At 42.7% G+C, this 13,245-nt stretch carries 13 protein-coding genes; 3 read left to right on the forward strand and 10 right to left on the reverse strand.

The window, feature by feature from the left end; translation table 11 throughout:
* Window positions 1-187: 187 nt before the first annotated feature.
* Window positions 188-2,215 carry a polyphosphate kinase 1 gene (ppk1, locus tag ACX0G7_RS26590; protein WP_458926585.1) on the reverse strand — a complete coding sequence of 676 codons (2,028 nt, stop codon included), beginning with the start codon at window positions 2,213-2,215 and terminating at the stop codon, window positions 188-190.
* A complete protein-coding gene (locus ACX0G7_RS26595) occupies window positions 2,209-3,033 on the reverse strand; it encodes a phosphatase PAP2 family protein (RefSeq protein ID WP_458926586.1) in 825 nt (274 codons plus the stop codon). Before ACX0G7_RS26595 ends, ppk1 begins: the two co-directional genes overlap by 7 nt.
* Window positions 3,034-3,152: 119 nt before the next feature.
* On the opposite strand from ACX0G7_RS26595, the gene ACX0G7_RS26600 reads away from it, so the two are divergent.
* Window positions 3,153-4,250 carry a D-TA family PLP-dependent enzyme gene (locus ACX0G7_RS26600; protein WP_458926587.1) on the forward strand — a complete coding sequence of 366 codons (1,098 nt, stop codon included), beginning with the start codon at window positions 3,153-3,155 and terminating at the stop codon, window positions 4,248-4,250.
* 43 nt (window positions 4,251-4,293) lie between these two features.
* On the opposite strand, the gene ACX0G7_RS26605 is transcribed toward ACX0G7_RS26600, so the two are convergent.
* The 3 genes from ACX0G7_RS26605 to ACX0G7_RS26615 form a co-directional block, all read right to left on the reverse strand.
* Window positions 4,294-4,992, reverse strand: coding sequence for a sterol desaturase family protein (locus ACX0G7_RS26605; RefSeq protein ID WP_458926588.1), 699 nt, complete (start codon window positions 4,990-4,992; stop codon window positions 4,294-4,296).
* A gap of 208 nt (window positions 4,993-5,200) precedes the next feature.
* A complete protein-coding gene (locus ACX0G7_RS26610; RefSeq protein WP_458926589.1) occupies window positions 5,201-6,001 on the reverse strand; it encodes an ABC transporter permease in 801 nt (266 codons plus the stop codon).
* Window positions 6,002-6,102: 101 nt separating this feature from the next.
* Window positions 6,103-7,278 carry a glucuronyl esterase domain-containing protein gene (locus ACX0G7_RS26615; RefSeq protein ID WP_458926590.1) on the reverse strand — a complete coding sequence of 392 codons (1,176 nt, stop codon included), beginning with the start codon at window positions 7,276-7,278 and terminating at the stop codon, window positions 6,103-6,105.
* A gap of 137 nt (window positions 7,279-7,415) precedes the next feature.
* Here ACX0G7_RS26615 and ACX0G7_RS26620 point away from each other — a divergent pair, with 137 nt between their 5' ends.
* A complete protein-coding gene (locus tag ACX0G7_RS26620) occupies window positions 7,416-8,060 on the forward strand; it encodes a class I SAM-dependent methyltransferase (RefSeq protein WP_458926591.1) in 645 nt (214 codons plus the stop codon).
* A gap of 323 nt (window positions 8,061-8,383) precedes the next feature.
* On the opposite strand, the gene ACX0G7_RS26625 is transcribed toward ACX0G7_RS26620, so the two are convergent.
* Genes ACX0G7_RS26625 through ACX0G7_RS26635 form a run of 3 tightly spaced genes read right to left on the reverse strand, consistent with a single transcriptional unit; the run spans window position 8,384 to window position 10,183 of the window.
* Entirely contained in the window at window positions 8,384-8,626 is a 243-nt protein-coding gene (locus tag ACX0G7_RS26625; RefSeq protein WP_458926592.1) for a hypothetical protein, read from the reverse strand.
* Window positions 8,627-8,683: 57 nt separating this feature from the next.
* Window positions 8,684-9,808: a WG repeat-containing protein gene (locus ACX0G7_RS26630; protein WP_458926593.1), complete on the reverse strand. Its 1,125-nt coding sequence runs from the start codon at window positions 9,806-9,808 to the stop codon at window positions 8,684-8,686.
* Window positions 9,809-9,814: 6 nt separating this feature from the next.
* Complete coding sequence (locus ACX0G7_RS26635; protein WP_458926594.1) at window positions 9,815-10,183, reverse strand: hypothetical protein; 369 nt, start codon at window positions 10,181-10,183, stop codon at window positions 9,815-9,817.
* A gap of 281 nt (window positions 10,184-10,464) precedes the next feature.
* Here ACX0G7_RS26635 and ACX0G7_RS26640 point away from each other — a divergent pair, with 281 nt between their 5' ends.
* Window positions 10,465-11,706, forward strand: a complete 1,242-nt coding sequence (locus ACX0G7_RS26640) for an alpha/beta hydrolase-fold protein (RefSeq protein WP_458926595.1) — start codon at window positions 10,465-10,467, stop codon at window positions 11,704-11,706.
* A gap of 290 nt (window positions 11,707-11,996) precedes the next feature.
* Here ACX0G7_RS26640 and ACX0G7_RS26645 read toward each other — a convergent pair whose 3' ends face one another.
* Entirely contained in the window at window positions 11,997-12,431 is a 435-nt protein-coding gene (locus tag ACX0G7_RS26645) for a response regulator (protein WP_458926596.1), read from the reverse strand.
* 46 nt (window positions 12,432-12,477) lie between these two features.
* Window positions 12,478-13,245, reverse strand: a 768-nt coding sequence (locus ACX0G7_RS26650; RefSeq protein WP_458926597.1) for a sensor histidine kinase, incomplete at its 5' end; no start/stop codon positions are given.

Below are 13,245 nucleotides of genomic sequence, written 5' to 3' on the forward strand. Positions count from 1 at the left end.
GGGTATGAATTGGTAGGAAAGTTGACTATACGCCCTGGAAGCTTTACAATCACATAGTACTGTTGAGTAACTAATCTCAACTGATGTGTTGCTAAAATCCTGTGGACAGTAATTAAGATCATGCGATCACCAATTGAGACCGCATGCTAAATAATCAAGCTTCTGGTCAGCAATTAAGATCTTGCGATCAGTAATTAAGACCTTGGTTTGTTGTTGAATATAAATAATCGTTGATCTCCGTTTGCGAGCGGATCGGCGGGCGTTCAGGGTTAACCGGTACATTTCTTAATTCTTCATCTATCATTACTGCCTGGACATTATCCATCAGTTGCAGGTTAATTATTCTTATGATCTCCGATTTCAAGTCAGGATCAAGTATCGGGAAACACACTTCTATCCGGTGAAAAATATTTCGGTTCATCCAGTCCGCTGAGCCCAGATAAACAGCTGACGCACCAGCGTTTTCAAAAATAAAAACACGTCCGTGTTCCAGGTACCTGTCAATGATCCGGTGTACCGTGATGTTTTCACTCTGACCCTTCACTCCGGGAACAAGGCGGCAAATGCCGCGCACGAGCAATTGAATTTTGACTCCGGAATTCGAGGCCTCATATAGTTTAAGGATCAGCGATTCTTCCTCCAGGTTGTTCAGCTTGATGATTATCCCCGCAGGCAATCCTTCACCCGCATTTTTGATCTCCGTGTTGATCATTGATATGAACTGCGCGTACAGGTTGAAACGGGCGACCAGGAGCAATTCGAATGTTATTCCAGCTATGTTTTTTATCTTTCTTTCATGAATAAGGATCTGGAACAGCTTGTACATTTCAGCTAACATCGGCTGGTTTGCAGTTAGCAGCGTATGATCCGTGTATACCCGTGCGGTATTTTCATTGAAGTTCCCGGTGGCCATCAGCCCAACCATTGGCATATTCGCTTTGCGCCTGATCAGCGCCACTTTCGCGTGAACCTTAAGTTCATTCTCACTGTATACGATTTTTATCCCGGCCGCCTTCATGGATTTGGCCCACCTGATATTATTGGCTTCATCAAAGCGGGCCTTCAATTCAACAATAACATACACTTCTTTCCCGTTTTTGGCGGCACTGATCAGCGCATGTCCGATCCGTGATTCACTGGCAATCCGGTACAGTGTAATAAAAATCTGATCGACATCATCATCGAGCGCAGCTTCATTAAAAAACCGGACTATTGAATCATAGGAATGGTACGGAGTATGAACCAATATGTCTTTCCTGGCAATGATGTTAAACAGGCCGTCTTTAAAGTCAGCCGGGATATTCGCGAACGGGATCCGGGCAGGATATTCAAATGTCTTTTCGTTCAGAGGGATACTGCCAAAATCCTTCAGGTTATGATACCGGCCACCAGCAACAAGCGCAGATTTACGGAGGTCAAAGCTCTGACGTAGCAGATCCACCAGCAGCCTGGGCATAGCAGGATCATAAAGAAATCTCGTTGCTTTACCCCGGTCCCTTCTGGATATTTCCTTTTCAATAACGTCTGCAGCATCTTCCTCAAGGTTCTCAATCAATTTTAGTGAGGCGTCCCTTGTCAGTTTTACATTATAACCGCCAACGATCTCCGCATCTTTGAAAATAAACCTGAGCGAATGGTCTATGATATCATCAAGAAGTAAAATGTAATTGTGGTTGTTGATAATAAACCGCTGGAACCTTGGCAGATGATTGGAAGGGATATTGATGATCCACGCATGAAGCTGATCATGCTTCCTTGTTAATATGGCTTTGTACAGCTGGTTATTTAGTGGAAAAAAATCAACGTTTGGTTGTAAACTGACAATCTCGATATAGCCGGCTACCTGCTTCAGGAAATAATCTTCCAGGTGGGCATGCAATTCGTCAGGCAGGATGGTATCGTACAAAAATATCAGCCCTTCGTTAAGCAAAGCCGGGATGAGCTGCATACGTATCAGGTCTCCATACATCTGTTGGTGCCTGTTGATTGTTTCCCTGATCTGCTCAAGCATCTGAACATCCTCAGGGGCCGCCTTTTTCCTGCTGTAGGTTGGTATCCTGACACGATAGAATTCATCGAGGTTCGAAGAATATATTGCGAGGAACCGAAATCTTTCCATAAGAGGCACAGTATGCCTTGCGGCTTCGCCCAGCACTCTCTCGTTGAATGACAACCAACTGATGTCCCTGTTGAAAAATTGGCGATGATCTACCATAGCTGTTTGGGAGCCTGCTTTTTGTTGTTGTTTTTCCAGACGGCTTTTGTAACAAAATGTCCCAGGGCCGAACCTAATACGATGTCACTTGTCCAATGCCGGTTCTGATATACTCTTGACATTGCCGTCAGGGTTGCTATAGTATAGGCAACGATAGGTACCCATTTGGTTTCGCGGTATTCGAGCGCCAGGGCAGTTGCCACCGTGAAAATGGTATTACTATGACCGGATGGACTGGAGGTATATGATTTGTGTGTGAATGGTGCCCCATAAGTAAAACTTGATTCGACCGCATCAGGTCTGCCACGTCTTATGATAAGCTTGGTGCCGGCATAAATTAACGTTGAAATAGCCAGGGACTTGACTCCGCCAAGTGCTACGCTCTGCATACGCTTTTCATTAGTTGCCAATCCGGCCACATACATAACCGGGAAAAGATAAACTCCATATAAATTTCCAAAGGGCTCTACCACACTGGCCGTCTCACCTACTACCTGCGTCTGATTGGAGAGTACAAACTTCCGTATCTCCCAGTCAGCAGCCATTGTTACTGCGGTGACGCCAAGAAATATGGAAAAGTTTCTCCAGTCCTTGCCTTTCCAGTGTGCCGGCCGGGTGACAACATGTTTCAGGTCAGTCCAGTAACTGACAAGATAAGGCGCATTAAGACGATACATTCTTCGCGTGGGATAAACTGAGTCCTCAACCTGGATCACCTCGAATTTATCTTTGATTCCGGGTGATGGTCGCGTGGTATCCTGGGCGTTAGCGCTGAGACTTGTAAGTAAAAGCAAGAATACTGCTGGTGGAAACCGCAATGGATTGTTTTTTTAGTGATGAGATAATAATTGGCAGAGTTTCAAAAATAAGCGTTTTGCTGTTTTGTACCGAGAACAAATCCCGGATCTTCCATATATTTAGATCATAAAATTTCATCTTGAAGAAGGATTACAGGATTACAAATGCTGATAAGGCAGACTCTCCCGCCCTGCTCGTGTATCCGGATATAATCAGAAAAAATATAGCCACTGCTGTTCGCATGGCTGGTGGACCCGAATGGTTGAGACCGCATGTGAAAACGCATAAAATGGTGGAGGTAACCCGCATGCTGCTGGATGCAGGGGTGACCAAATTCAAATGCGCAACAATAGCAGAGTTGGAAATGCTTACCATGTCCGGGGCGAAGGATATCGTGCTTGCTTACCAGCCCACAGTTGTGAAAGCAAGGAGACTGGCATCCATAGCCGCAGTTAACCCTGAAATCACCTTTGGATATCTTGTCGATAATCAGGAGTCTGCTCAAAAACTCAGCGATTTACTGGCAGGCAAAAATCTCAGCAGCTGGATAGATGTGAATGTTGGAATGAACAGGTCGGGAACAAGTCCGGAAAACGCAGCGTTATTGTTCGGGTATTGCCTGGAAAATCACTATAGCGTTCCTGTTGGTCTGCATGCTTATGACGGTCACATCCATGATACGGATACCGGTGCACGTTATGGACAGGCTCAGCAGGTTTTTGAAAACATTACTGCACTGCAGGGGCAGATCAGTAGAGAGTATGGTCATTCCCCTGCGATCGTATTAGGTGGCACACCCTGTTTTCCGTATTATGCCAAACAACCCAACATCGAAACCAGCCCGGGTACTTTTGTTTTCTGGGACCACGGTTATAGAACAATGTTACCTGACATGACATTTGATATTGGAGCGATGCTTCTGACACGCGTTATTTCTAAAATTGATGCCACCAGGATCTGTCTTGATCTCGGCCATAAATCCATAGCCGCCGAGGGTCCGCTTCCAAGGGTCTTTTTCCCGGACCAACCGGCTGTAAAGGTACTGTCGCAAAGCGAGGAGCATATGGTTGTGGAAGTAAAAGACAGTGCTACCCACCAGATAGGAGAAGCGTGGTATGGGATACCAACCCATATCTGTCCAACGGTAGCATTGTATGAATCTGTCTTCGTAGTGGAAGACGGGGTGATTTCCTCGTCCTGGAGGGTTATTGCAAGAGACAGGAAAATCACGTATTAGATTTTTTCTATCCGTTTTGGAACTTTAGCTCAGAATTGGAGCATTAATTATCTACCGTCTGACGGCGGTGTTCCTGCCTTACCGTGAATTTTTCTGGCTGCGCAGGGACATTATCTTCCCTGTTGAACATTGTTCCAAACACACGATCCCATAAGGTTGTACTCACCCCAAATCCATACTCTTCATTTTTATAATGATGGAGATGATGGTTTCTCCATAGGGACTTCATCCACTTAAATGGAGGCTTCCAGGCATGTATAGCGTAATGCATAGAACCATATAACAGGTATCCAAGAACGAAACCGGGAAAGAAGAAAAATACATGCTGAGATAGTCCCATAAAGCTTGAGATCACATAGAAAAGGCTAAAAAGGGCTGTTGCCAGAATAAGGCTTGGTAAAGGTGGCATAAATAACCGCTCCTTGTCCCTGGGATATTCATGATGGTTACCATGAATAACATAAACAATCTTTACCGCGGTTTCGTTTTCAGCCATATAGTGAAAAACAAACCGGTGCATAACGTACTCAAAAAAAGTCCAGAAAAACATTCCTGCAAAAAATGAAAATGCAATTATCAGGGGTGATATGTCAGAAGAACGCTGTCCAAAATAAAATATGCAGGAAATGATGGGGATATACATACCCCAGATGATCAGTGGGTGGCTCTTCGTAAAAAACTCAAGTGCGGGATGACGGAATAACCGTGCCTGGCCTTTATTATGAATTTTGTCAAACTTCATACTCTCAAATTTTGGCGGTTAATATGTAAATGGGAAAGCTGTCGCCACTGGCACTAAAAAACGTGATAGCTCAGGTAGCGTGTTAATATGCCGCAAATCAGAAACCTTTATCAATCAATATGCCGGGCATATGGAGTCAATCAGAAGTAAAGATCATTAAAAAAGCTGAAAATTGTAGAGATTACGAGGTTACAAATTTATTTTTTTTCTATTCAGCCTTCAGGCTCTTGACCGGGTTAATAAGTGCCGCCTTGATAGGCTGGTAACTCACAGTGACGAGACTGATAAAAACAGCTGCAATGCCTGCAACGACTAAAATCCATGCAGAAAATTTTGGATGATAAGAATAATTCTGGAGCCATCCATTCATGTAGTAGTATGAGATGGGAATTGCCAGGAGCAACGATAAGAAAACAAGTCCGATGAAATCTTTTGAAAGTAACTGCCACAAACTAAAAACAGAAGCGCCCAACACTTTTCTCACTCCTATTTCTTTGCTTCTCTGTTGAGCCACAAACGAAGCCATTCCAAATAAACCGAGGCAGCTGATAAAAATAGCAAGTCCCGCAAAAAAACCTGCCAGCTTACCAATCCTTTCTTCATTACCAAACTTCCGGTTATATTCTTCATTAACGAAGGCGGGATTGAAATCGAAGTCGGGATAATGTTTTTTAAAAACTTTTTCCAAACTGCTGAGGGCAGCCTGGATTTTTGCTTCAGGGTTAAGTTTAATAATCATCACCCCTCCCGAGCCTTTGTTCAACCGGTACACAGATGGTCGCACTGCCGCATACGGGGATTCAAGAATAACATCTCTAACTACACCCACAACCTGGAAAGGCTGTCCATCCCACGTTACTGTTTTTCCTTCTGCCTGGTTGCGGATCCCCATCAGGTTCGCAGCGGATTCGTTTATGATCAGTCCGAGTGAGTCCATTTTGAATTCAAGAGAAAAATCCCTGCCCTCGAGAAATTCCCAGCCAATTGTTTTGCCATAATTGTAAGACACGGATGTATTCGGAAATTCTACGATTTAAGCCCGTATGTATTTTTGTTCATAAACGAACAGTGTTTTTCCGTTAAAGGATGCAGGCAATAAGGGCAACGGCGCTATTTTGCGTGGTATTTGACAAACCTCACAAACTGGGTCCAGTCGTACAGGTTAAGGTCATGCTCGCCTGTTCGCAGATGATATCCCAGTGAGGACTGGATTACGGGTGATTCAGGCGGTGGTATGGTGGCACCGAGACCAGACTTCATTTTATACAGTGAATAAACCTTCTCTGCTTCTTTTAGTGCAAGAAAGGTCCCTGTTGGATCTGCCCACAGATCTTTGCTGGCGTTGGTGACATAAACAGGTCGAGGGGCTATCAGGCTAATCAGCATGTGCTGATCAACCGGTAACAGATTGACGCTGTCATTGAATTTTTTATAGTTGTCATTGAACCAGTAAGGGAAGGTGGTATTTATCCGCTTGACTGTTTCACCAAACATTCTTCTGGAAAGTGCCGCGCCGGTGTTGCCCGAACAATTGGAAAACACGTATGCAAACCGCTGATCCTGTGCACCGGCCCAGAGTGAAGCTTTCCCTCCCCTTGAGTGACCGACAACTGCAATTCGTTTTGGATCTATTTGATTTAACGTAAGCAGATAATCCATTACCCGGCTCGCTGCCCAGGCCCATGCCCCAACGGCCTTCATGCCATCAGCAGCCTTGATCTGCTCTGGATAAAGCTGCAAAACACCTTCCTGGTAATGCTCGGCATTGTCCGGTGCTGCATCATTTACATGAAAAGCGGCAATAGCATAACCGCTGTCAATCACCATTTCCGCAGGCCAGAATTCAGATTTTTTTTTGCGTGTGACATCAATATTATCCATGCCACGATTATTGATCAGCAGAAATGCGGGTACCGCCTTGCGCGCTCCGGCGGGAAGAAATAAAACAACGTTCACAGGAAGCATTTCTCCTTTTTTCCATACTTCAATCCTCACTTGTTTCATATGTGCCCGCCCGGACATAGCAGTATAGTCTGCATTGACCAATACAAAGTTTATACTGTCATACGTTTTTGGCATCTGGCCATAAACATTTTTACTAAATAAGTAAAGGATCTCTTTTCTCCTGAGGTTTTCCCACTGATCGACCGTTGTTATTTTTTTATTCTCCAGGCTGAGGAAAGGGTCAGGCAATTGATAGGAAGGAACTTTCGATTCATCGTAATTCTGGGCCGATGCATGTATTGAGATAAAAGATAAGGCAAGAACAAATATTGGTATTTTCATATCAGGAAATTCTGAATTTACAACAGGCCAGGCCTGGATAAACCCCAAATTATAAATAAATAACTATACTTCATATAGTATATACACAAACCCAAATTAACATCATCAATCTCACAATACTAAAAACACTTACAAATATGGCGCAGTCATGGGACGAGCAATATAAAAACAGTTGGGATAAGCGATACAAGGAAGAAGGGCATGCTTATGGCGAGGCGCCAAACCGGTTTTTTGAAGAGTGGCTTCAGCAATATAAACCAGGTTCAATCCTAATGCCAGCCGACGGAGAGGGCCGAAACGGTGTATTTGCTGCAAAACTCGGATGGAGTGTAACATCATTCGACCTGAGCGAAACCGGGAAGTGGAAAGCATTGGAACTGGCAAAAAAGAATGATGTATCTATTGACTACTATGTAGGAGATCTCGGAGAATTAAGTTTCGAAAAGGAATCATTTGATGCTATCGGTTTAATTTACGCCCATTTTGCAGCCGAAAAGAAATCTACTATTCACCGCGAACTGACCAACTATCTGAAACCCGGTGGAATAATAATCTTCGAGGCATTCAGCAAACAACATTTGCAACTAAACAGTGTTAATCCAAAAGTTGGTGGTCCAAAAGATATTAATATGTTATTTTCCGTGGAGGAGATCAAAGCCGATTTTGAGAATTATGAGATATCAGTGTTGGAAGAAACAGAAATTCTCCTCGATGAAGGAAGTTATCATATCGGTAAAGGTTCGGTAATAAGATTTGTAGGCCGGAAGCCATCCAATGTCTGAACGTGATCAGATACCTGTAAACCTACCTGGTGGTTTTCTTTTCCATCTCGAGTTCGTTATCAAAAGGACTCTTCGAAAAAGGATAAACCAGTTGATTCATGTAACCCCTTGGAAAATTTGTTTCACGAAGCCCCGTCCCTTCAGGCCAGGTATTTCCCGGTAAATAATAAGTACCAAATATTTTGTCGATAAAAGGAAATATCGTCGCGAAATTTTTGCCATAGTACCTGGGGTCTTCACAATGATGCCAATGATGATATTGGGGAGGCCTCTAAACCTCCGAAAACAATAGCCGCGACACACAATAACAATCCCGTCATGGCTCATTTCTTTTGCTTACTGAGCATAAAACTCACCAGGGCAAACAGGAAAGAAGCTATTATCGTTGCCGTTAATACAATCTTCATCGATTCACCGGTGTACACTTCTCTGAACTGGGGTGTTGTCAACCATTCAGGGTACTTAAAGCAAATCACGCCTATTAAAGAAAGCAGTCCCAAAAAGATCGAAGAATAACCGCTTATTTTTCCCTCCCCTATCCGGAGACGTTGAACAGGTGCACTCATATTTTGTAAATTTGATAATATCTTAGTTAGGACTCATCCGCGGGACGCACGCTATGATTACTTCTCTGGAGCTACCACCACATTTCCTGCCTTATCAATATACCCGGTGTTTAAGGTAGTGAACAGGCTTCCGGTCTGTATCATAGAAAGTCCATTCCTGAACAAACGAACACTTGCATACTTTGGAGGAATTACCTCAGTTCCGTATTTATCGATAAATCCCCAACGGTAATCATTCGTTTCAACACCTGCTAATCCCTCTCTGAATATACCCGTGAAGCTATAGTTGAGATTATCCGCAATCGTCCTTCCGTCTTTATTCAAAACCCTGAAAAAAGTGCTTCCATCCGGGCGGCTGAGTTTGACTGAAGCTACACCTTCGGAAAACGGAAGGCTTAATTCGTATATGGGTTCGATAACTATCTCTCCTTTTTTATTGATGTATCCATATTTCGTTTTTCCCTTTGGCTGCACCAGGGCAAGTCCTTCTGAGAATGCGCTTACATATAAGTAGTCAGCAGGTATGATTAGCTTGCCCTCGCGATCGATATATCCGGCAGCGTCATCCTCAAAATATACCGGTGCCAGTCCTTCTGAAAAAGCCGATACCCAACACGCACGTGCATACCTGGGTCCGATAACCATCCTGCCATCTGTATTTATGAACCCGTTCTTATCATTAATTTTTACAGCTGCCAGCCCCTCTGAGAATGAAGCCGCATCTTCATATTGGGGTTTAATCAATTCAACGCCATCTTTATTGATATAACCATATTTCCCATGTTCAACCACAACTGCGAATCCTTCCGAAAAGTCTAATACGCGGTCATACCTGAACTCCACAACGAGTTTACCAGTTGAGTCGATAAATCCATAATACTCTTTCAGACTGCCTGTACCTTCATCCACTAAGTTGGAAACCGCAGCAAGACCTTCGTTAAAATCACCGGCATTGGCGAATTTTGCCGTTATTATGAACTCCAGTTTATTATTCATATAACCCCATTTGCCATTTCGCTTCACCGGGTACAAAATGCCTGCGTATTCATGCAGGTCTGTTGAATGTTTTACAGCCCCGATGTCCATGGTTGGTTCATTCAGTCTTGAACCTGGTTTTTTAAACGCCATTATGCATGCACTTATTATGATAAGCATCACGCCAGCAAGGAGGATAAGTTTCATTAGTGTTTATTTCGTGTTGGATAGAAATCCGTCTTTTATCATGGCCGGTAATGCGATTGCCAGGCTTAAACTAATCAATACCCATATTGCATACACAACTTTCATCATATGCAGGCTATAAAATTTTATCATAGGTTGCTCACCGTTTCCAATCCTTATTTGCATTTTTACGAACGACTTTAATATCACGGGCACAGCTGCCGCAGAGAAAATCAGGAAGAGGCTGAATACGATACATTTCATTACCGCTTCATTTTTAGTAGTCCATGCAGTGAGCTGCTTTTCAAAAAACAGACTGCGGAGGCAGGCAAATAACAGAAACAGGAACAGAACAGAGCAGAGGATAACGAGATAAGGCCTTGTATTTAACTGCATGAAATAAAAATTATGGAACAATAGTGTACGCAAATTAATTTGCCGCTTTTAATGGTTGAAGGAGTAATAAGTAGTTGGTCGTATATCTGATCTGATTGACGTCTTTTGCATGTATCTAACGATAGGACACCAAGAAAAATTGACATTTGTATCCGAATAAGCCAAAGCCCTTATTTTTTGTTACCTTAATAGCGACACCCTAAAGCTTAGTTCATCAGGGCGATCACATCCATTTTTTACAAGCCAGCTTAAAGGATCTATAAACGCTGTAACCATTGATTATGAGAAATTTACTTTTCTTCCTTTTATTATCTGTGTTAAGCAGTTGTACCGCCGATAATAAATCCGAATCCAACATTGAACTTGGAACGATTGACAACATCCGGTCAAAAACTTTAAATGAAGACAGAAAGATCTGGATTTATGTGCCGAACAGCGGGCAACAGGATATCTATGCCAAAGCCAGATACCCAGTAGTTTATCTATTGGATGGAGATGCCCATTTTTACTCCGTAGTAGGGATGATTCAGCAATTAAGCTCAGTCAATGGGAACACACTTTGTCCGGAAATGATAGTCGTTGGAATTACCAATACGGACCGGATGCGGGACCTCACACCAACCCACATTGACGCTGATCCTATGTTGAAAGACAGTAACTCCTATAAGACTTCCGGCGGCGGGGAAAAGTTTATTTCATTCCTGGAAACAGAGCTGATTCCATATATCGATTCAGCATATCCTACGCTCCCATACCGCACCTTCGTAGGCCACTCACTGGGGGGATTGACGGTGATGAATGCTTTAATAAATCATAATAAGTTATTCAATTCTTATATAGCGATCGATCCGAGTATGTGGTGGGACAATGGGAACTTGTTGAATCAGGCCAAATCAAAACTATCGATTGAAAAACAAAGCGGTAAATCGCTCTTTTTAGGAATCGCCAACACTATGACCGCAAAAATGGACACTGCGTCCGTTGGTAAGGATACAACCTTCGAAACAGGCCATATCAGATCAATTCTCTCTTTAAACGCCTTGTTGCAAAGTAATAAAAGCAACGGTCTTAATTATGATCATAAGTATTATCCGAATGACACCCATAGCTCTGTGCCGCTGATTGCCACCTATGACGCCCTGCGTTTTATTTTTGGTTTTTATGAGTTCAAGCTTGACCCAAATGAGTATGACAACTTCTCCAGACAAACCATTTCGAAACTTGAAAAGCATTACGAGCAGGTTTCCAGCCATTTTGGATTCAAATACCCCATACCTGAGTCCACGATCAATCAATTTGGGTACCTCGCTTTGTCGGCCGGGAAGATGCCGGAGGCGGAGTATCTATTCAAGTTGAATGTGTCAAACTATCCGACCAGTTTTAATGTATTCGATTCTATGGGAGATTTTTATGTGGCAAAAGGTGATAAGGAAAAAGCAGCTGACAATTATAACAAAGCCCTTTCTATCAGGGAGTATCCCGAAACGAGGAAAAAATTAAAGGGATTATCCAAAGACAAATAAATCGGGGCAGGTTGAAATCGCCAGCATTCGAACCATGCTAAATGGTGATGCCACGCATGCCACGAACACCATTGAAAGGATAAGCTACGGTTTGTATCTTAGCCAGGATATTGCCGGCATTGCAGCTCATCGCAGCAGAGATTTTACATACACATACAGAATCAGCGCAGTGAAACTTAGCATGCCCCGGACATCATATCAATTGATCAAATAAACTTTTGCCCTGCGGTTAAGGGTTAAAGCGCATCGCCCCGTCGACCCTGGCATACTAAAACCTGGATTTCCCGAAACTACTCTAAATACAAAGAATCAGCTACCAGGCTGGATAATGTATTATCAGAAAGATGCCGTATTACCACAGATAGATTTCTCGTCAGCACCTTAAAATTCGAAGGTTTTGTAAAAAAAAGCAGAGCTCCTAAATTGTTGGCTTTCTCAATATCAAAGTAGTTTGACGAGGTTGAGTACATAATGACAGGGATTTGCCTGTAACCTGGATGTTCTTTAAATTTTTGGAGGCAGTCCCATCCGCTTATTAACGGCATATTAATATCTAAAAATATCAAATCCGGCAACTCAAATTCACCAGTTTGCAGTTTAGAAAAAGCTTTGTAACCATCGGTTGCGAAATAACAAATTACATCCGGCGATAGTTCACCAATTGCTTCACAGAACATTTCCCGATCATCCGAATCGTCATCAATTAATAAAATTCTGTGTGCCATAAAGGATGCTTTTTTTCAACGTAGGGCAATGAAGGATTATGAATGATTATAGAAGCGGAAAAAGAACAGTGAATACTGCACCGTTATTCAGCTCACCTTTAGCCCAGATCAATCCACCATGACTTTCCACTATTTTTTTACACAATGCTAAACCCAGCCCTGTACCCTCATATTCATCTAGCGCGTTTAACCTCGAAAATGTTTTGAAAATAGTTTGTTCAAATTCTTCACTAAATCCAATACCATTGTCTGCAAGAGAAATTTTCACAAAATTGCCCTCGTCATTTATTACCATTTCAGATGTGATATATATACGTGACGGATCGGTCTTTTTTGCAAACTTTAAGGAATTCAACAAAAGGTTATAGAAAAGCTGAAAAACTAAAGTGGGGTTACCCTGTATAGTTGGCAATATAGATTTCTTTATCACTGCATTCTTAGAAAGAATCAATACTTCCAGTACAGATTCAATTTCGTCTATTACTTCGTTGAGGTTTATATGGGCAAGTGTTTTTGTACCATTCCCAAGTAGGGAATATGCCAATACTCCCTCGATCATTGAAAACATTCGATCCGATGATGCATCTATTTTCTTCAGATAGCTTTTTGCTTTTTCAGGCAGAATTGCGTCAAATTCATCAATAAGCCTGTTATTAAAGGTTTTAATTTTTCGGACCGGTTCTTTCAGATCATGACTGGCAACGTGTGCGAATTGCCTGAGGTCATCGTTTGAGCGTTGGAGTTCATAAGTTCTTTCTGTTACCAAACGACTAAGCTCTTCTGTGAACAGTTTCTGCTCCGTTATGTCAAGTAC

Source organism: Flavitalea antarctica, from assembly GCF_054461535.1.

Excerpts from the sequence above, each read along its gene's own strand:
- ACX0G7_RS26640 (WP_458926595.1), top strand. The coding sequence starts at position 10,465 with ATGAGAAATTTACTTTTCTTCCTTTTATTATCTGTGTTAAGCAGTTGT.
- ACX0G7_RS26630 (WP_458926593.1), bottom strand. The coding sequence starts at position 9,808 with ATGAAACTTATCCTCCTTGCTGGCGTGATGCTTATCATAATAAGTGCA.
- ACX0G7_RS26645 (WP_458926596.1), bottom strand. The coding sequence starts at position 12,431 with ATGGCACACAGAATTTTATTAATTGATGACGATTCGGATGATCGGGAA.
- ACX0G7_RS26605 (WP_458926588.1), bottom strand. The coding sequence starts at position 4,992 with ATGAAGTTTGACAAAATTCATAATAAAGGCCAGGCACGGTTATTCCGT.
- ACX0G7_RS26635 (WP_458926594.1), bottom strand. The coding sequence starts at position 10,183 with ATGCAGTTAAATACAAGGCCTTATCTCGTTATCCTCTGCTCTGTTCTG.
- ACX0G7_RS26620 (WP_458926591.1), top strand. The coding sequence starts at position 7,416 with ATGGCGCAGTCATGGGACGAGCAATATAAAAACAGTTGGGATAAGCGA.
- ACX0G7_RS26615 (WP_458926590.1), bottom strand. The coding sequence starts at position 7,278 with ATGAAAATACCAATATTTGTTCTTGCCTTATCTTTTATCTCAATACAT.
- ppk1 (WP_458926585.1), bottom strand. The coding sequence starts at position 2,215 with ATGGTAGATCATCGCCAATTTTTCAACAGGGACATCAGTTGGTTGTCA.
- ACX0G7_RS26625 (WP_458926592.1), bottom strand. The coding sequence starts at position 8,626 with ATGAGTGCACCTGTTCAACGTCTCCGGATAGGGGAGGGAAAAATAAGC.